The following is an 18,563-nucleotide window of genomic DNA, read 5'->3' as shown; positions in this document are numbered from 1 at the left end:
TTGGGGATCGACCGGATGGCCATGCTGAAGTACGGGATCGACCACATCCGCCACTTCTACGAGAACGACGCGCGCTTCCTGGAGCAATTCTGAGGCCCCCATGCGATTCCCCCTGAGCTGGATCGGCGAATATGTGGACCTCCCCGGCGACCCGGCCGTGGCCGCCGAGGCCTTCACGCTCTCCGGGAGCGAGGTGGAGGGGATGGATTCGGCGGAAGGCGAGACGGTGTGCGAGTTCGGGATCACGGTCAACCGGCCCGACTGCATGAACGCCTTCGGCTTGGCCCGCGAGGCGTCGGTCCTCTTCGGGCGGCCCCTGAATCCTCCGCCGGCGGACTGCCCTGAGGAAGGTCCACCCATCCAGGATTTGACCTCGGTCACGGTGGAGGCCCCGGACCTGTGCCCCCGCTACGCGGCGCGCGTGATCGTGGGCGCCCGGGTGGGGCAGAGCCCGCCGTGGATGCAGAAGCGGCTCCTCCAGTGCGGCTTGAGGCCCATCAACGCCGTGGTGGACGCCACGAACTACGTGCTCCTGGAGCTCGGCCACCCGCTCCACGCCTTCGACCTGGACCGCCTGGAGGGGCGGCGCATCGTGGTTCGCCGGGCCGTCGAAGGGGAAAAGATCACGACGCTGGACGGCGTGGAAAGAACCCTCGGCGTTGACCACCTCGTGATCGCCGACGCCAGGAGGCCCGTGGCCCTCGCTGGCGTCATGGGCGGGGAGGACACGGGGGTGACTCCGGTTACACGGGACGTCCTTCTGGAGGGAGCCGTTTTCGATCCCGTCAACGTCCGCTGGACGAGCAAGAGGATGGCCCTCCACACCGACGCCTCCCACCGCTTCGAGCGGGGCGTGGACTGGCGGGGGCCGGAGACGGCCCTCGACCGGTGCGCCCGATTGATCCTGGAAATCTGCGGGGGGAAGCTGGCGAAGGGACGAGTGGATGTGGCCGCCCAGGCCCCCGTTCGTCCCCCGGTCCGCCTGCGCCACGCCCGCCTGGAGGCCCTCGTGGGGATCCGTGTCCCCCCCAGGCGCTGCGAGGAGATTCTGCGGTGCCTCGGCTTCGGCGTGGAGAGGGTCGATGAGCTCGCGGGCGTCGTCTGGGAGGTCTCCGTGCCATCCTTCCGGGTGGACGTCTCCCGCGAAGCGGATCTGATCGAGGAAGTGGTGCGGATTCGGGGGCTTTCGGACCTGCCGTCCGATCTGCCCCAGAGGGTGGATCCCGTGGGCGGGCGCCCGGCCGAGCTATTGCTCGAGGAGCGCTTGAGGGACGCCTTCTCCGCCGCCGGTTTTCGCGAGGTCGTTCACATGTCCATGACCGATCCCGCGCTGGAGGCCGCCGTGGGGGAGGGACCGGCCAGGGGGCTCGCCAATCCGCTCAGCCCCCAGGCCTCGGTCCTGAGGACGACCCTCCTGGGCCCCCTGTGCGCCGCCGTCGCCCGGAACCGGGCCCGGGGCCAGAGGCGTCTCGCCCTCTTCGAGGTCGGCCGAGTCTACCTGGAGGGAGAAAACGGCCTCCGGGAGCGGCCGAGGGCGGCGGCGGTCCTCTACGCGGACGATCCGCCGGTCCGGTGGGGCGAGCCGGAGCCCCCCGGTCTTCTGCACCTGAAGGGCCGCGTGGAGACCGTCCTGAACAGGCTGGGTTTCCGCGTCTCCTTCGTCGAGGAGGAGGGGGCGCCCTTCCATCCGGGCCTCCGCCTGACCGTCCTCTGCGAAGGCCGTCCCGTTGGGCGTCTGGGTTCGCTCTCTGGTGAAGCCCTCGAGGCCGTGGGGATCAAGAGCGGGGCGCTCCACGCCGCGGAACTGAATCTGGACGGATTCGGGGAATCCCTTCCGGATCCGTCCTTCCACCCCTTCTCGCGCTTCCCGGCCGTCATCAGGGACTTCACCTTCCTGCTGGAGTCCGGGATCCCCTGGGGCCGTGTCGAGTCCCTCCTCCTGGCCCTGGACCTGCCGCTGCTCTCCCAGGTGCGCTTCGTGGACGCCTACGAGGGCAAGGGCATTCCACCGGGGAGGAAGGCGGTGACCTTCTCGCTGGTTTTCCAATCCATGGATCGGACCCTGTCCGACGCGGATGTCGCGCCCGTGCCCGACCGGGTGGCGGGCGCCCTGCAGGAGGCCTTCGGGGCCGTCCTGCGCTAGGAGACAGCCATGCTTTTCGAAGGCGACGTGAAGGATCTTTCTCCAGAGCTCTTCGACCGGCTCAAAGAGAGGGCCAGGGAAGTGGCCCGGGTGTTGAGGGAGTCCAGGGACGCCAACCGCAAGCTCCAGGAGGAGAACGCGGCCCTGAAGGACGAGGCCGAGAAGCTCCGTCAGCAGGTCCGGTTCTTCGAGAAGGAGCGCCAGGAACTGAAGGCGGTCGTCGAGGAACTCCTCCAGGAGTTCGAGGCGGTATGACCATGAACCCCCAGGGGGACCACCTCGTCGAACTGGACATCCTGGGCCAGACCTTTCAGGTCAGGGTCCACGGTTCGCCGGAGAGGGCGCAACGGGTCGGCGGCACGGTCGACGAGACCATGCGCAAGATCCAGAAGGAGACGCGGCTCACGGACATGACCAAGATCGCCATCCTGGCCGCGCTAAACCTCGCTGACCGCCTGCTCGCCATCGAGGCTTCGAGAAAGGCCTACGAGGAGCGGGTGGAGGACGCCTCCAAGCAGGTCTCGGAGGTCCTCGAGGAAGCACTCCGCTGATCCAGCCCCGGGTCCCCCTTTCTGAATAGAAGGGGAGGCAGACGTGACGCTCACCATCGTCCTTTCCCTCCTGGCCTTTCTGCTTGGGGCCGGGATCGTGGCAGGCATCGTGGTCCTGCAGCGCCGGAGCGAGGTGCGGCAGGCCCAGTCCGAAGCCTCCCTGATCCTGAGCCGAGCCAGGCGGGAGGCGGAGAAGATACGCGCGGACGCCGAACTGGCCGCCAAGGAGCGGCTACTGGCCAAGGACCAGGCCCACGAAAAAGAGTGGAAGGCCAAGCGCAAGGAACTCTCCAAGCTCGAGTCCGAACTGGCCGCGAGGGAGCAGCAGAACGACCGCCTGCAGAACCAGATCAAGGAGCGCCAGAACGAGTTGGCGGCTCGGGAGAAGAAGCTCGCCCAGCGCGAGGAGATCGTGGACAAGGAGAAGCGTGAGGCCGAGGCGCTTCTCAAGTCCCAGCGGTCCAAGCTCGAGGAGATCGCGGGGCTCTCCACGACGGACGCCAAGGCCGAATTGATGCGCCAGCTGGAGTACGACGCCCGGAAGGACGCCACCCGGATCATCAAGAAGGTGGAGGAGAACGCCCGCGACCGGGCCAAGACGCTGGCCCGGATCATCACGACCCAGGCCGTGGAGAAGATCGTCCCCTTCCTTCCCCTCGAGGGCGCCGTGGCGGTGGTTCGCCTGCCCAACGAGGAGATGAAAGGGCGCGTCATCGGGCGGGAAGGGCGGAACATCCGGGCCTTCGAGCGGGTGACGGGCGTGGACGTGATCGTGGACGACACGCCCGAGATCATCATGCTGGCGTGCCACAACCCCTGGAGGAGGGAGCTGGCCAAGGCCACCCTCGAGGCGCTCGTGGAGGACGGCCGGATCCACCCGGCCCGCATCGAGGAGTTCTACGAGAAGTGCCGGGACAAGTTCGAGGAGTCCATCGTCGGTTACGGGCGGGACGCCCTCTTCCACCTGGGAATCCCCGCCATGCACGAGCACCTCGTCCAGCTCGTGGGACGGATGCGGCTGAGGATGTCCCAGGGCCAGAACCTGCTCGAGCACTCCCTCGAGACGGCCAAAATCGCGGCCTACATGGCCCAGGCCCTTGGGCTCAACGTGGACGTCGTGAAGCGCGCCGGGATCCTCCACGAAGTGGGGCACATCGAGGAGCACACCGACGACACCCACCCGACCCTCGTCGCCGCCCAGCTGGCCAAGCGATTCGGAGAATCTCCCGCGGTGGCGGCCTGCATCGCCCACCTCCACCCCGACAATCCGTCCATGCTCCCCGAGGCCCATCTCCTGGAGGCGGCGGAGAACCTCGCCCTGACGGCGCCCGGCGTGCAAAAGCAGGGCCTCGAGCGGTACGTGGAGCACATGGAGCAGCTCGAAGCCCTCGTGAGGGGCTTCAAGGGGGTCCGGACGGCCTACGCCATGAAGGCCGGCCGGGAGATCCTGGTGCTCGTGGACGCGGCCCAGGTGGACGACGAGTACACCCTCTGGCTCGCCAAGGACGTGGCGGAGCGCATCGAGAGGGAGGTTCGGTTCACGGGCCAGGTGAAGGTGCAGGTCGTTCGGGAGACTCGCCACGTGGGGTACGCCACGTGAGTCGGGGAAGCCGTCGGGATGAAGGAGGTCCGGGAGGGTGAGAGTCCTCTTCATCGGCGACGTCGTGGGCCGTCCGGGACGGCACGCGGTCCGGGCCCTTCTGCCCGGCCTGCGCCAGCGGTACGCCCCGGAAGCGGTGGTGGCCAACTGCGAGAACGCCGCCGGAGGCTTCGGCCTCACGCGAAAGGTCTTCGACGAGCTGAGGGGATTCGGCATCCAGGTCCTCACGTCGGGAAATCACATCTGGGACAAGAAGGAGGCCCTGGGGTTTCTCGGAGACGAGGAGCACCTTCTCCGCCCGGCCAACTACCCTCCGCCCGTTCCGGGGCACGGCCATTGCCGGCTCGGCCTCGCCGACGGTCGGGCCCTGTGGGTTCTGAACCTGCAGGGGCGCGTCCTGATGCCCCCGGTGGATTGTCCCTTTCGCAAGGCCGACCAGATCCTGGCGGGCCTCCCCGCCGGGGAGCGCTGCATCCTCGTGGACATCCACGCGGAGGCCACCAGCGAGAAGCGGGCCATGGGCTTCTACCTCGACGGCCGGGCGAGCGTGGTGGTAGGGAGCCACACCCACGTGCCCACGGCGGATGCGGAGATCCTTCCGGGCGGGACGGGCTATCTGACGGACGCTGGCATGACCGGCCCTTATGCCTCGGTCATCGGCATGGAGGTTTCGGACTCCACCGAGCGCATCCTGACGGGGATTCCCCGGATCCTCAACGTCGCCAAGGGCGATCCCAGGCTGGGGGGCCTGTTCGCGGATCTCGACGACGACACGGGCCGTTGCCGGGACCTGGAGAGTTTCGTCCTCAAGGCCTAGTTCGATTCCAGCGGAGGGGAGGAGGCCATGGACTCCCTCACCTTTTACCGCGCCGGAGGAAGCCACCACCTCGTGGCTCTCCAGCGCTTCCCGCTCCCTCCTCCCGAGGTCTTTCCCCTGTTCGCGGACGCGTCCAACCTGGAACCCATGACGCCCGGCTGGCTCCGGTTTCGGATTCGGACGGAGATGCCCATCTTCATGGGAGCGGGGACCCTCATCGAGTACCGTCTGCGGTTGTGGGGGGTGCCGGTCCGGTGGAAGACGCTCATCGCCAAATGGGACCCCCCCCGCTCCTTCGTGGACGAGCAGATCCGCGGGCCTTACGCCGAATGGGTCCACGTCCACACCTTCACGGAGAAAGACGGGGGGACGCTCATGGAGGACCACGTCCGCTACCGCCTCCCGCTCGGATGGGCGGGGCGCCTGGCGCACCCCGTCGTCCGGGATCGCCTGCGCCGGATCTTCCTTCATCGGAGGGCCGTCGTGGCGGACCTGCTGGAGCCGGGCGGGAGGCAGGCCGGAGTCTCGCTGGGACCGGAGGCACGGTGAAAGGGTAAGCCGGGAATCCCCTCCCGGGGGGCCGGGACGCCCTGGAACGTCCCTGCCTGCGCCGGCGGGCCCGCGGAAGTGGTATCTTCAACGGGGGGTGCGGATGTGACCGGCTGGGACGTGGCGATCGCGGTCGTGGGGCTGGTCCTTGTAGTGGAGGGCCTCGTCAAGGGGGTAGTGCGCCTGCTCTTCGGACTGGCGGGCCTCGTCCTGGGGTACCTCTACGCGGGATTCGTCGCGCCTCCGGCGTCCCGCTTCCTCACCTTCCTGCCCGAAGGAGCGAGGCATCCCGTCGCCCTGTTGACCGGTTTCGTTTTGATCCTGGGCGCGTGCGTGGCCGCCGGAGTCCTCGTGACCTTCCTCTTGAAGCAGGCGGGCCTTTCCGGCCTGAACCGGCTGGCCGGAGTGGCCGCCGGGCTCCTGATCACCATCTACCTTGCGGGCGGCGCGGTGCGCTTCGCCAAGGGGATCTCGCCGCGCCTCGGAGAATCCGTTTCCAGCGGTCCCGTGATGCGGACCCTTTCCTCCCTCGCCCTGGGGCTGGACGTCCTCCTTCCCGACGTGCCCGTGCCGTCCCGGCCCCCCGTGCCTCCGACCGCCCCTCCTGATCCCCAGGGAGCGCCCGCATGACTTCCACCTGGCTTCTCCTCGCCCTCTCCCTGGCGCTGGCGGCCGCCGGCGTCGCGCTGGTCCTGCTGATCGCGCGCCTGTCCCGCCTCGACCGGCTCCGGGAGGAGACCGAACGGCTGCGGTCGGAGCTGGGCCTCCGTGTGGAGGGCCTGGACCGGCGCGGTGCGGATCTGCAGGGACTCCTCCTGCAGGAGCTTTCCGAAACCCGGAGGGCCCTTGGGGAGCGCCTCGGGACCCAGGAGGCGGTCCTGAGGGACCAGATGGCGAGCCAGAGCCAGGCCATGCAAGGCCAGACCGGCATCCTCCAGAAGCACATGGAAGGGACCCAGGCCACCCTGTCCCAGGTGAACGAGAAGATGGGCATGCTCCACCAGGCCTCGCTTCGCATGGTGGAACTGGGAAAGGAGATCGACGAACTCCAGGGCCTGCTCAAGGCGCCCAAAGCGCGCGGCGAGCTGGGTGAACTCGGACTCGAGATGATTCTCGGGGACATGTTTCCCAAGGAGCGCATTGCCTACCAGCACGCTTTCCGCGACGGGAAGCGGGTGGACGCCGCCGTCCGGCTCGAGGGGGGCCTGCTCCCCATCGACGCCAAGTTCCCCGTGGAGGATTTCCTCCGGTACGTCAACGCCCCCGAGGAGGAGCGGCCCCGCGCGCGGCGGGAGTTCCTGAAGAACGTCCGGAAGAAGATCGAGGACATCTCCCGCCTGTACGTGCGCCCCGGGGAGGGGACCCTTCCCTTCGCCCTCATGTACCTCCCCTCCGAGGCCCTCTACTACGAGGCCTTCGTGGCGCGCGGACCGGAGGAGGAGGACCTGTGGAAGGCGGCTTTCGAGAAGAGCGTCCTTCCGCTCTCGCCGGGGACCATGGCCGCCTACCTGAAGACCGTGGCCATGGGGTTGAGGGCCGTCGCCGTGGAACGGAACGCCCGCGAGGTCCTCGCTCTCCTGGGCTCCCTGGACCGGGACATGGGGGCCTTCCAGCGCGACTTCGCGACGCTGGGCACGCACCTCGGAAACGCGTCGAAGGGCTTCGAGCGCGCCGCGCAGGATCTCCAGAAACTGGCCGACCGACTCGGCAAGGCCCGAGAAATCGGCCAGCCGGACGAGGGCGCGGACCCATCCTGAATCCTGGACTTTCCGGCGCCCTTTTTCGGGCTCGGACCATGCGCTAAAATGGCCAACGCCTGGATAGGGGGGACCGCTTTGCGCATCGCCGTGACCTCCATGGACAAGAGCCTGGACGGGCCCGTATCGAAGCGGTTCGGCCGCTCCCACTACGTCTTCCTGGCCGACACGGACACGCGCCTCGTGCGCATCATCGACAACCGGGCCTTCGCCTCCCTCGGCCTCGGCGCCGGCGCCAAGACCGCCGAAATGCTCGCCGGACTCGGCGTGGCGTGGGTCGCTACGGGAGAGATCGGCAGCGAGTCTTTCCAGATTCTTCAGAACAGCGGAGTCCACGTCGCCACCTGCGTTTCGGCCACCTGCCGGGAGGCCCTGGACCGCCTGGAGGCCGGCGGGGTGGAGCCCGCCAAGGGGCCGACGGACCCGAGCGGGTGTCAGGTTCCCTGCACCGATTGAAAGGGCCATCCCGTCGCGCCCTTTTCCAAGGAGACCGCCCCATGACGGACGTCGACGCCCTCTGTGTGAACACGCTCCGGACCCTCTCCGTGGACCAGGTGGAGCGGGCCAAGTCCGGCCATCCGGGCATGCCGCTCGGCGCCGCCCCCATGGCCTATGTCCTGTGGGACCGGTTCTTGAAGCATGACCCTACCGATCCCGCCTGGCCCGACCGAGATCGCTTTATCCTATCGGCCGGCCACGGATCGGCCCTCCTCTACGCCCTCCTGCACCTGTACGGGTACGACCTTCCCCTGGAGGAGTTGAAGCGCTTTCGGCAGTGGGGCTCCCGCACGCCGGGGCACCCCGAGTACGGCCATGTCCCCGGGGTGGAGGCGACCACGGGGCCGCTCGGCCAGGGCTTCGCCATGGGCGTGGGGATGGCCATCGCCGAGGCGCACCTGGCGGCGGTCTATAACCGACCCGGGCACACGGTGGTGGACCACTTCACCTACGCCATCGTTTCCGACGGGGACCTCATGGAGGGCGCCTCTCACGAAGCCGCCTCCCTGGCGGGCACGCTCGGCCTGGGCAAAATCGTCTACCTCTACGACTCGAACCGGATCTCCATCGAAGGGTCCACCGACCTGGCCTTCACGGAGGACGTGGGTCGGCGCTTCGAGGCCTACGGGTGGCAGGTCCTTCGGGTGGAGGACGGTAACGACCTGGGCGCCATCGAATCGGCCATCGCCGCGGCAAGACAGGAGCGAGGGAAGCCTTCCCTCGTCATGGTCCGCACGCACATCGGCTACGGAAGTCCGAAGCAGGATTCGGCGGCCTCCCACGGCGAGCCGCTGGGGGTGGAAGCGGCGAAGTCCACGAAGCGAGCCCTCGGATGGCCGGAGGATGCCTCCTTTCACGTTCCCGGCGACGTTTCGGCCCACTGCCGCGAAACCCTCCGCAGGGGTGCCCGGTCCCGCGAGGTCTGGCGGGCGGCCATGGAGACCTACCGGGCGGCCTATCCCGGTCCCTCCGCCGAGCTCGAAGCCCGCCTGGCCGGAACGCTCCCGGACGGGTGGGAGGCCGCCCTACCTGTCTTTCGTCCCGGCGAGGGGGCCCAGGCCACGCGGACCGCGTCGGGCGCCGTCCTCAACGCCCTCGCCGCCGCCGTTCCAGCCCTCATGGGGGGATCCGCCGATCTCGCCCCTTCGACCAAGACCCTCCTCAAGGGATCCTTGGACTTCTCGGCCTCCCACCCCGAGGGACGAAACCTCCGCTTCGGAGTCCGGGAGCTGGCCATGGGGGCCGCCGTCAACGGAATGGCCCTCCACGGAGGGGTCCTTCCCTACGGCGCCACCTTCCTCGTCTTCTGCGACTTCGCCCGCCCGGCCCTGCGTCTGGCCGCGCTCATGGGGACCCACGCCGTCTTCGTCTTCACCCACGACTCCATCGGCGTCGGCGAGGACGGCCCCACCCACCAGCCCATCGAACACCTCCTGAGCCTGAGGGCCATCCCGGGGTTGAGGGTTCTTCGGCCCGCCGACGCCAACGAGACGGCCCAGGCCTGGCGGATGGCCCTGAGGGGGCCCGGTCCCACGGTCCTGGCCCTCACGCGCCAGAACCTGCCCGTTCTCGATCCCGAGTCCGCTCCCATGGCCTCGGGCTTCGAACGCGGCGGGTACGTCCTGCGCGAGGCGGAAGGGGGGGCGCCACAGGTGGTGCTGGCCGGGACGGGATCGGAGGTTCACGCCGTCCTGGCCGCCCGGGACCTTCTCGGTCGCCGCGGGATCCGCGCCCGCGTGGTCTCTCTTCCCTGTGTGGAGACCTTTCTCGCCCAACCCGAGGCCTACCGGCGGGAGGTCCTTCCGCCCTCCCTACCGTGCCTCGCCGCCGAGGCGGGCGTGACCCGCGGGTGGCGAGAAGTGGTCGGGGACCGAGGGGATGTGATCGGAGTGGACCGGTTCGGCGCCTCGGCGCCGGGAGAAGAGGTGTTCCGGCACCTGGGCCTCACGCCCGAAGCCATCGCCGAGAGGGCCGTTTCCCTCCTCGCTTCGAAGAACTAGGCAGGCTGCGACGATGCGCCGTCCGTCGGCCCGGGCTCAGGACCGCCCTGCCCTGAAGAGATTGCAGGTCATCCCGGGGGTCGGTCCCTCCGTGGCCCAGGACCTCTTGGATCTGGGGATCCGGTCGCCCGAAGATCTCGCCGGCAGGGACCCCGAGGCCCTCTACCAGGAGCTGTGCGGGATTCGAAGGTGCCGCCTGGACCGATGCATGCTCTACGTCCTTCGCTGCGCCGTGTACTTCGCCTCGGAGCCGGATCCAGACCCCGAACGCCTCAAATGGTGGTCCTGGAAGGATGGCGCGGGCCGGGGTTGACGACAGAGAGGCGGGAAGGCACATTCTAAGGGGCCGGGACGGACGGGCCGTCCCGCAGGGAGGTGACGGCGTGACGAAAGTGATTCACCTGGTCGTGCGCCTGAAGTGCCCGCCGGACCGCGCCTTCGCCCTGTTCACCGAAAACGACCTCCTGGAGACCTGGTTGACCCGCCACGCCGAGGTCCAGCCCTACGCGGGCGGCAAGTTCGAGCTCTTCTGGGACCCGTACGACCGCGAAAACGACTGCACCTTCGGGTGTCGAATCACGGCCTCCGCGCCCGGGAGGCTCCTCGCCTTCGACTGGAAGGGTCCCAAGCAATTCCGAAACGTCATGAACGGTTGCGATCCGCTGACCCACGTGACGGTGACCTTTCACGCCTGCGGGGAAGCCGGAGGGCCCGAGTGCACGGAAGTCCATCTCGTCCACTCCGGATGGGGACGCTCCCCCGAGTGGGTGGAGGCGCGGGTCTGGACCGAAATCGCTTGGGGACGAGCTCTGCAAGGCCTTCGCGAAACCCTGGAGAAAGCCTGACATGGCGGCGCGTATGACCGTGGAAATGGGGGACATCACGCTCCAGACCACGGACGCCGTCGTCAATGCCGCGAATCCGACCCTGCTCGGGGGAGGGGGCGTGGACGGGGCCATTCACCGGGCCGCGGGCCCCGGGCTGCTGGAGGAATGCCGGGGGCTCGGCGGGTGCGAAACGGGCCGGGCGGTGATCACCGGCGGATACGGCCTCAAGGCCCGGTTCGTCCTCCACACGGTGGGTCCCGTCTGGAGGGGCGGGCGGGAGGGGGAGGAGCAGGCTCTGGCCTCCTGTTACCGCAGTTGCCTGACCCTGGCCGCGGAGCGGGGGCTCAAGTCCGTGGCCTTCCCCGCCATCAGCACGGGCGCGTACGGCTATCCTCCCCGCGAGGCCTGCCGGGTCGCCCTGGAGACCACGTCGGAGTTCCTCGCCCGGAACGGCCTGCCCGAACGCGTGGTCTTCGTCTGCTTCGGCCGGAGCGACTACGACCTGTACCGCGCCACGGCGGACGAGATGGGACTCTCCCTGTAGAGGGAGACGAAAGGGATGCTCTGTTGAGGCTCCGAGGAATCTGCCTGGGCCTTCTCTTCTGCCTCGCCCCCGCGGCCCTCGGCGACCCGGCCCGGCGGGACGCATTCTTCCCCTCGCGGTTTCAGGGGAGGGAGGCCAGGGCTCACAAGCCCTGGCCGGCCCTGGATCCTTCTCGTTTGAGGCTGCGCTCCGAGAGCGCCCTGGTGGCCGACTCGGCCACGGGCCGCATCTTGTTTGAGAAGGACCCGGACCGGGTGCGACCCGTGGCTTCCCTGACCAAGATCATGACCGCCATGGTTCTGCTCGATTCCCACCTTCCCCTCGCGGAGCCGATCCTCATCGAGGAGAGCGACGTGGATCGGCTCAAGCAGTCGGCTTCCCACCTGCCCGTCGGATGGGTGCTCACGCGCGGCGAACTCCTGCGTATCGCCCTCACGGCTTCGGACAACCGTGCCGCCCACGCGCTGGCGAGGACCTACCCGGGCGGAACGGCGGCGTTCGTGGCCGCCATGAACCGGAAGGCCGCCGAGCTTGGCATGGCGCACACCCGGTATGTGGATCCGACGGGTCTCGATCCGCGCAACGTATCCACGGCGAGGGACCTGCTCCGGCTGGCCGAAGCGGCCTGGCGGTACGGGAGCCTCTGTGACATGTCCACGGCCCCCCAACTGGAGGTGATTTCGCGGACCTCCGGCAGGGTCCGCTTTTTTGGCAACTCAAATGGTCTGGTTCACGACGGGACCTGGTCCATCGGACTGACCAAGACCGGGTACATTGCCGAATCGGGCTATTGCCTTCTGATGAGGGCCCGCATCGGGGACCGCCCCTTCACCTTCGTTTTTCTCGGTGCGGCCGGGAAGGACTCCCGTCTCGGCGACGCCCGCCGGACCCGCTCCTGGCTCCTGGGGGAGGCCGGAGGGGCCGACGGGCGCTCCGGTTCGGTCGCCATCGGTGCGGGAGGTCTGGCCGGAAAGAGCCGGGGCCCCGAGGCGCTTCCCCGCGGGGGGTGAACCCTACGCGAGGGAGATCCGAAGGGGGCCTTCTTCGAAACGCCCCACCCTCCAACACGCCTGCCCTCTGGATTTGCACTCCGACTCGAAGACCTCCCGGCGCTCCGGGGGCACCGCGAGCAGGAGGCCGCCGGACGTCTGGGCGTCGGCGGCCATGAGGACCTGATGGGGCTTCAGGCGGTCGGATGGAATCAGAAAGGGGGACACCATGGCCAGATTGGACCGGGTGCCCCCGGGGACGTTGTCCTCCATGGCCTCCCGCTCCACTCCCTCGAAGAAAGGAAGGGAATCGAAGGAGAGGCGGGCCGAGAGGTCCGCCTCCCGGCACATTTCGAGCAGGTGGCCGAGAAGGCCGAAGCCCGTCACGTCGGTGGCCCCCGTGACCCCGGCCGCGCGGGCCGCCTCCGAGGCCGACCGGTTGAGGGTCGCCATGGAGGCCACCGCGGGCCCGTAGGCCTCTTCGCCGATGTCCCCTCCCTTGAAGGCCGTGGCCAGGATCCCGGTTCCGAGGCGCTTGGTCAGATAGAGGTCATCGCCCGGCCGCGCCCCCCCCTTGCGAAGGAGATGGTCGGGGTGGGCCATGCCCAGGACAGCGAGCCCGTATTTCGGCTCGGGGTCGTCCACCGTGTGCCCCCCGACGATCAGGCAGCCGGCTTCTCTGGCTTTATCCGCGCCGCCCCCGAGAATGGCGGCCATCTCCTCGAACCGGTTCTCGCGGCGAGCCGGAAAGTTGAGGAGGTTCAAGGCGAGGGTGGGGCTTCCCCCCATGGCGTAAATGTCCGAGAAGGCGTTGGCGGCGGCGATCTGCCCGAAGAGGAACGGGTCATCCACGACGGGCGTAAAGTAGTCCGTCGTGAACAGCAGAACCCGGTCCGCGTCCAGAAGGTACGCGGCGGCGTCCTCCACGTGCCCCGGGGGGGTGAGGAGCCTGGGGTCCGTCATGGGGGTCAGCCGGCGGAGAACCTCCGCCAGGTCCGTCGGACCGAGCTTGCAGGCTCAGCCGGCGCCGTGGCTGAGGCCCGTCAAGCGAGGTTCGGGCTTGTCCTGTGCCATCTCGTCTCCGTGCGCATCGCGCGTCATCGTCGGGGTGGGGAGGCCATCGGAGCCGCCGGTGGAGGGATCTGGCGGAGAAGATCCTCGGCGAGCGGCTGAATGAGCATGTCCCCCAGACCGTCCAGCGAACCGTCCCGGTCGCCCGCCGCCGCGAGGAGGAAGGGCCTGGCCTCCTCCGTCCGGCCCAGGTGAAGCAGGGCCACGGCCCGGGCGTAGGCGACGGCCGAGGCTCCCGGCGAGCCTTCGAGGGACTCGGGGGAGCCTTCCAGGCATTCGAGCGCCTCGCTCGGCCGGCCCATGTTCAGGTGGGCGAAGGCCAGGTTGAGGCGGGCCGCCCTGGACTGGGCCGGACCCTCCGCGCTCAAAAGCGCTTGCCGGGCAAGCAGGAACCGCTTCCTGGCGTCCGGTCCGTCGGGCACCACGCGGGTGAACGCCGAAGGCACGATCTTCCACGTTCTCTCGCGCCCATCGTGGAGGATCCGGATCTCCGGTTCCAGGGCCCGCGCGAGCCACTCCCGGGCCTCCCGCGCTCCGGAGACCACGGCTCCGTCCACCCCGAGAAGCCCGTCGCCCGGGGCGGGCCCTCCCCAGGCGGAAAGGTCCCGCAGAATGACGGGCCCGCCACGCCCCGCGGCCTCGCCGACGGGAAGAATCCGGTCCGGCCTGAAGGACAGCACGGGCTCGTCCAGGAGACTCAATGCCGCCAGCGTCTGGGCCGCATCGGCCGCGCGGCTCGTGAACTCGTCGAATCCGGGAAGGCCCGGGGCGAACAGCCGGAGAGAGAGGACCCTCTCCTCCGAGTCCGGAATCCGCTCGAGTCGGGCCACCACAAGGCCCTGACAGCGGTACCGCTCGCACAAGAGGGCGGTCGTGGAGGCCCGCACCTCCGGGCTGACCCCGGGAACGAAGAACGTGTCGGGGAGGAGGGGATCCCGTTCGTCGGAGGCCGGGGTCACGTTGAAGAGCCCCAGGGCGGCCATCTTTTCGTCGAGGAGGCCGGCAAGGTCCGCGAGTTCTTCCGGCGGAACCTCATGGGTGCGCGTGAGTCCTACCCATACCAGCGTGGGCCGCAGGGTGGCGTCGAGGCGAAAGACCGCGGTTTCGGGCACCGGCAGTCGGGCGCGGAATTCTCCAACCCCCGGCTTCTGGACCAGAAACTCGTGTTCCCCAATGCAGAAGCCCTTCGTCCTAAAAGGGGTTGTACCCATCTCCAACCCATCTACCAGAACTTGGGCCCCTGTGGGGCGGGAGGTGACTTCGAGGTCCACCGTCTTTTTTTCGAGAACCACGGTCTTGACGTACCCGGGAAGGTTTCTCTCCCGGTCCAGGACCACGTTCAACAAGAAGGTCTTTGGGGCGTAGCAGGGTTTGGAGAGGACCACCGTGTGCTCTCCGGGGGGCAGGTTCAAGGCGGGGATGACGTAGACGGCGGCGGGGTCGGTCCGGATCGTCTTCGCATAGTGGGCCCACTCGGGCTGGGTCGAGGCCGGGCGGTCCGCCCTGCCGATCACCTTCCCGTTCAGGCTCAATTGGACTCCCTGGGGTTGAGCGAAGATGAAGATGGTCCGGGCGTTGGGCACCAGCCTGACGGAGACGGCCTGCCTTCCTCCGACCTCCACGTTGACTTCCCGTTCGGCCGGGTCGTATCCCGAACGCAGGAAGCGGAACACGTGGAGGCCCTTGAGCACGGGAATGGACCGGGCCGCTCCCGTCCCGAGCGCCCTTCCATCCAGAAATACCTGGCTGTCGGCAGGATCCACGTCCAGGTCCACCGTTCCGGTGAGGAGGTTCCGGGTCTCCTCGTAGAACCGGACGGCCTTCGGGGCCCGGCTCCGGGAGAAGGGGTAGTCCGCCCGGAGTTGGACGAGCCGAGAGAAGTCCGCGCGCGCTTCGTCGAGCCGGCCGAGGTTGAAGAAGCAGACGCCCCGGAGCTCGAGGGTCTTCTGAAACAGCGCCTCGTCAGAGGGAGTGAGTCGGCCGGATCCCTCCCATCGGGAGAGCGTCTCCGCCACGGTAGCCAGCTCGTTGACGGCGTCCGAGAAGCGAAAGGCTTCAAAGGACTGCTCCGCCTTGACGAAGGCGTCCTGCAAGGTGCCGATTTCCTCCACCACGACCTGCGCCGAGAGGCCCAGCGACATGAGGAGGAAGACCGCGGCGAGGAGGCGGGCCTTCACGGCTCGATCCTCCCCAGGCGACCTTCCCGGTCCTCCACGAAGAGGATCTCGTCGAGGCCGTCCCATCCCACGCAGCGGATCCGCGGCGAGTCCTCCACGGAGCTCCACAGAAGCTTCCCGTCGTGGGAGAAAAGGAACAAGCGCTTCGCCCGACCGTCGAGAAGCAGGACGTTGCCGGCGAAATCCACGTGAAAATCCCTCAGGCTTCGCAGAAGGATGCCTCGGGACGCGGGATCGATGACCGAAAGGGGAGCCAGATCTCCGCCGAAGACGTGGACCCGTCCCGATGCCCCGTCCGCCACATAAATGCGCCCGGCCCAGTCAGCGCGCACCCTTTGCGGTTCGCTCAAGGTGAGCCTGGCGCTTCCCAGAGCGACCCCGCGTGGGTCCACCTTGAGGAGACGCCTGCCCCGGGAGTCCAGGAGGGCCAGGTTTCCTTCCGGAAGGGCCACGGCCGAGGTGGGCTCCCCCAACGATGGGTCCAGGGGGATCGTCCGATCCCCCCAAAGGAGGACCCCCTTGCCCAGAGCCAGGGGCTTTCCGGCCTCGTCCAGGCAGAGATCCGTGCCGCCCGGGAAGGCCCTGCTGGAGGTGACCTTGCCGCTGGAATCCAGGCTCAAGAACGCGGTGCGGGTCAGGAGGTAGCTTCCCCCGTCCGGGGCGGGGGCAGCCGCGACGGCCGACCGCAGCGTTTTTCGATCGACCTCCGGCGGCGGCGAGGGGCGGACCGTGAGGTTGATGCGGCCGGCCAGGCCCATGGAACGGTCGAGAAGGACCCTCAAGCGTGCCCCGCGAGAAGGGTCCTCTCCGGGAAATCTCGCCAGGAGGGCCGCGGCCTCCAGCGGTCGATCCAGGGCCACCAGGCACCGGGCCAGGACCTCGGCGTCCTCTCCCGAGGTGCCCTCCGGCTTCGGATTGGACAGGAGCATCCGGTAGGCGCGGTCGGGACGGCCCCCGAACAGCGCCGCCCGGGCGGTGGCGGCCGGCTCCCGCAGGGCCGGGGAGGAAGGATCCGGGGGAAAGGTGGAAACCGTCCCCCCCGCCAGCACCGGCAGTAGAGCGAACAAGCTGAGGCTAAGGAGCCTGGGCCCGGCCTGCGTCGAAATCCACCACGCGGGTCTGGTCGCCCTCCCGGACGTTCCACGTGAAGGCCACTTTTCGCCCGTCCGATGCCGTGACCACGAAGCGGTGCGAGCCCACGGAGAGGGGCTGGCTTCCAATGAGGGGGAGGTCCTCGAAGTACTCGCCATCCACCGCCACCTTGCCATCCTCGACGGGCGTTCCGTACAGGAACACCCGCCCGGTCCGAAACTCCGGGGCACGAAGGGAAACCGTGGCCCCGGCCTCCACCACCACCCGCCGCTCGATGGAGCCACGGAGGGTGGAGTTCACGAACGTCAAGACGTGCTCGCCCGCCGGTAAAATGAAGGTCTGCCCCGGACGGCCCAGCAGACGAGTGCCCTCGAAAATCTGAATGTTATCAGAGCCTCCCACAACCCGCAACGAGCCCTTTTCGGGCTCCTTTTCCAGCACGGCGGACAGGGAGGCCGTTCCGGAGGAGGGGTCCACGTCGATCCGGTAGGGCGCCGATCCTTCCAGCCGGAGTTCCAGTTGAAAGGGCTCGCACCCATCGCGGGGGAGTTCGGCCGGCGTCTTGAGCCCCGTGTCCACCCCGTTCACGATGAGGGAGGCTCCCGGGGGGTCCGAGGCGACAGGAAGGCGGAAGGGCCCGGGTGTCAGGGGAATGGTCAGCATGGAAACGAGACGCGCGCCGTCGAGTTCAGCCCGGCCGTAACGGCACCCCAGGCGCGCCTCCACCACATGGGGGGCCCGGTCATCCACGGCCAGGGTCACGGCGTCCACCGGCTGTCCGTCGAGGAACAGCGAGGCCCCCGGCGGATCGGTGACCACCGAGACCGCCCGGGGAAGCTTCTCCGCGCCGGCACCGATTGTCGTTCCAGGCGGGTCCCCCGCGCGGCCGCGGAGCAAGGCCGTGGCCACCAGGAGCACGACCCCGACGGTGATGAGAAGGCCCGCCCCGACCCAGATGCGCCTGGACAGCCGGCCGGGCCGTTTGCGACGGATCCGCGCCGAGGGGGGAGGGGGAAGAAGGCCCTCGCCCGAAGGGAAGGTCTCTTCCACGGCGCTCAGCGGCTGGTCCTCCCATGCGCCCGTTTCGAGGAACTCCGCCAGGGCTTCCTGGAAGGCTTGGGCCGACGCAAACCGCTGAGAGGGGTCCTTGGCCAGGGCCTTGGCGAGGATGTGGTCCAGCGCCCGTGGAAGCCGGGGGCTGACCTCCGCCAGGGAAGCCGGCCGGTCGTGGAGGATCCGATAGATCACGGTGGAGATCGATTCCCCGGGGAAGGGCCTTTCACCGGCCAACAACTCGTACAGAACGACCCCCATGGAGAAGACGTCCGAGCGCCCGTCGAGGGGGCGGCCCTCGATCTGTTCCGGAGACATGTAGTGGGGCGTGCCCACCACGAATCCCGCCTGAGTCAGGTGCGCCCCCGCCTCCCGCGCGACGCCGAAATCCATCACTTTCAGGGTTTCCTCGTCTTCGAGGACCATCAGGTTGGCGGGCTTGATGTCGCGGTGGACGATGCCCCGCTTGTGGGCGTACTGAAGGGCCGCCAGGCCCTGCATTACAAGCCTGACGGCGCGCTCCGGGGCGAGCAGGGTCTTCTTGGAGCAAAAATCCTCCAGGAGCCGGCCCTGGACGTACTCCATCGCGATGTAAAGGGTGCCTCTGTCTTCGAAGACGTCGAAGATCGTCACGATATTGGGATGGAGCAGGCTGCCGGCGGCGCGGGCCTCTCGCTGGAACCGCTCCCGGTTTTCGGCCACCTCCTGCGGACGGGCGCCTTCGGCGGGCCGGATGGTCTTCAGAGCCACCCGGCGGCCGATTTGGGGGTCGTAGGCGAGGTAGACCACGCCCATCGCCCCCTTGCCGATGACCTCCTGAACCTGGTATCGCCCGACCTGGACCGATTCCTCCATGTTCGCCGCCTATGTTTGCATTCTGTCACAAGAGGGACTC

18 protein-coding genes and 1 pseudogene are annotated in these 18,563 nt (G+C 68.6%); 15 read left to right on the top strand and 4 right to left on the bottom strand.

Features of this window, described 5'->3' with window-relative positions; genetic code table 11:
• From AB1824_08260 to AB1824_08190, 15 genes are all read left to right on the top strand, one after another.
• Positions 1-93: hypothetical protein (locus AB1824_08260; protein ID MEW5764958.1), on the top strand; the 93-nt coding region annotated here is incomplete at its 5' end.
• Between the two features lie 7 nt (positions 94-100).
• Positions 101-2,143, top strand: a complete 2,043-nt coding sequence (pheT, locus tag AB1824_08255) for a phenylalanine--tRNA ligase subunit beta (GenBank protein ID MEW5764957.1) — start codon at positions 101-103, stop codon at positions 2,141-2,143.
• Between the two features lie 9 nt (positions 2,144-2,152).
• Positions 2,153-2,398: a hypothetical protein gene (locus tag AB1824_08250; GenBank protein ID MEW5764956.1), complete on the top strand. Its 246-nt coding sequence runs from the start codon at positions 2,153-2,155 to the stop codon at positions 2,396-2,398.
• Positions 2,395-2,694 (top strand): cell division protein ZapA, encoded by a 300-nt coding sequence (locus AB1824_08245; GenBank protein ID MEW5764955.1) that lies wholly within the window; start codon positions 2,395-2,397, stop codon positions 2,692-2,694. Before AB1824_08250 ends, AB1824_08245 begins: the two co-directional genes overlap by 4 nt.
• A 43-nt stretch (positions 2,695-2,737) precedes the next feature.
• Positions 2,738-4,294, top strand: coding sequence for a ribonuclease Y (gene rny, locus AB1824_08240; protein MEW5764954.1), 1,557 nt, complete (start codon positions 2,738-2,740; stop codon positions 4,292-4,294).
• 37 nt (positions 4,295-4,331) lie between these two features.
• A complete protein-coding gene (locus tag AB1824_08235; protein MEW5764953.1) occupies positions 4,332-5,111 on the top strand; it encodes a TIGR00282 family metallophosphoesterase in 780 nt (259 codons plus the stop codon).
• Between the two features lie 27 nt (positions 5,112-5,138).
• Positions 5,139-5,660, top strand: a complete 522-nt coding sequence (locus AB1824_08230; protein ID MEW5764952.1) for an SRPBCC family protein — start codon at positions 5,139-5,141, stop codon at positions 5,658-5,660.
• A 105-nt stretch (positions 5,661-5,765) separates the two neighbouring features.
• Complete coding sequence (locus AB1824_08225; protein MEW5764951.1) at positions 5,766-6,290, top strand: CvpA family protein; 525 nt, start codon at positions 5,766-5,768, stop codon at positions 6,288-6,290.
• On the top strand, positions 6,287-7,417 hold the full coding sequence (locus AB1824_08220; GenBank protein ID MEW5764950.1) for a DNA recombination protein RmuC: 1,131 nt from the start codon (positions 6,287-6,289) through the stop codon (positions 7,415-7,417). The genes AB1824_08225 and AB1824_08220 overlap by 4 nt, the downstream gene beginning before the upstream one ends.
• A gap of 78 nt (positions 7,418-7,495) precedes the next feature.
• Entirely contained in the window at positions 7,496-7,873 is a 378-nt protein-coding gene (locus AB1824_08215) for a NifB/NifX family molybdenum-iron cluster-binding protein (protein MEW5764949.1), read from the top strand.
• A gap of 41 nt (positions 7,874-7,914) precedes the next feature.
• Positions 7,915-9,915 (top strand): transketolase, encoded by a 2,001-nt coding sequence (gene tkt / locus AB1824_08210; protein MEW5764948.1) that lies wholly within the window; start codon positions 7,915-7,917, stop codon positions 9,913-9,915.
• A gap of 13 nt (positions 9,916-9,928) precedes the next feature.
• The gene (locus AB1824_08205; protein ID MEW5764947.1) at positions 9,929-10,228 is read left to right on the top strand and encodes a helix-hairpin-helix domain-containing protein; all 300 of its coding nucleotides are present in this window, start codon (positions 9,929-9,931) and stop codon (positions 10,226-10,228) included.
• 70 nt (positions 10,229-10,298) lie between these two features.
• Positions 10,299-10,760: an SRPBCC domain-containing protein gene (locus AB1824_08200; GenBank protein MEW5764946.1), complete on the top strand. Its 462-nt coding sequence runs from the start codon at positions 10,299-10,301 to the stop codon at positions 10,758-10,760.
• Position 10,761: 1 nt separating this feature from the next.
• Positions 10,762-11,286: an O-acetyl-ADP-ribose deacetylase gene (locus AB1824_08195; GenBank protein ID MEW5764945.1), complete on the top strand. Its 525-nt coding sequence runs from the start codon at positions 10,762-10,764 to the stop codon at positions 11,284-11,286.
• Positions 11,287-11,309: 23 nt separating this feature from the next.
• The gene (locus tag AB1824_08190) at positions 11,310-12,296 is read left to right on the top strand and encodes a serine hydrolase (protein ID MEW5764944.1); all 987 of its coding nucleotides are present in this window, start codon (positions 11,310-11,312) and stop codon (positions 12,294-12,296) included.
• 3 nt (positions 12,297-12,299) lie between these two features.
• Here AB1824_08190 and selD read toward each other — a convergent pair.
• The 4 genes and pseudogenes from selD to AB1824_08170 form a co-directional block, all read right to left on the bottom strand.
• A pseudogene (selD, locus tag AB1824_08185) lies at positions 12,300-13,280 on the bottom strand (selenide, water dikinase SelD).
• A 92-nt stretch (positions 13,281-13,372) separates the two neighbouring features.
• Positions 13,373-15,523 (bottom strand): PEGA domain-containing protein, encoded by a 2,151-nt coding sequence (locus tag AB1824_08180; GenBank protein MEW5764943.1) that lies wholly within the window; start codon positions 15,521-15,523, stop codon positions 13,373-13,375.
• Positions 15,520-16,590: a hypothetical protein gene (locus AB1824_08175; GenBank protein MEW5764942.1), complete on the bottom strand. Its 1,071-nt coding sequence runs from the start codon at positions 16,588-16,590 to the stop codon at positions 15,520-15,522. The genes AB1824_08180 and AB1824_08175 overlap by 4 nt, the downstream gene beginning before the upstream one ends.
• 7 nt (positions 16,591-16,597) lie before the next feature.
• Positions 16,598-18,523, bottom strand: a complete 1,926-nt coding sequence (locus tag AB1824_08170; GenBank protein MEW5764941.1) for a serine/threonine-protein kinase — start codon at positions 18,521-18,523, stop codon at positions 16,598-16,600.
• Positions 18,524-18,563 lie beyond the last annotated feature (40 nt).

It is taken from the genome of Acidobacteriota bacterium, from assembly GCA_040752915.1.
Classification (GTDB): Bacteria; Acidobacteriota; UBA4820; order UBA4820; family DSQY01; genus JBFLVU01.
Note: the sequence above shows the minus strand (reverse complement) of the source record. Positions and strands in the feature narration are given on the sequence as shown.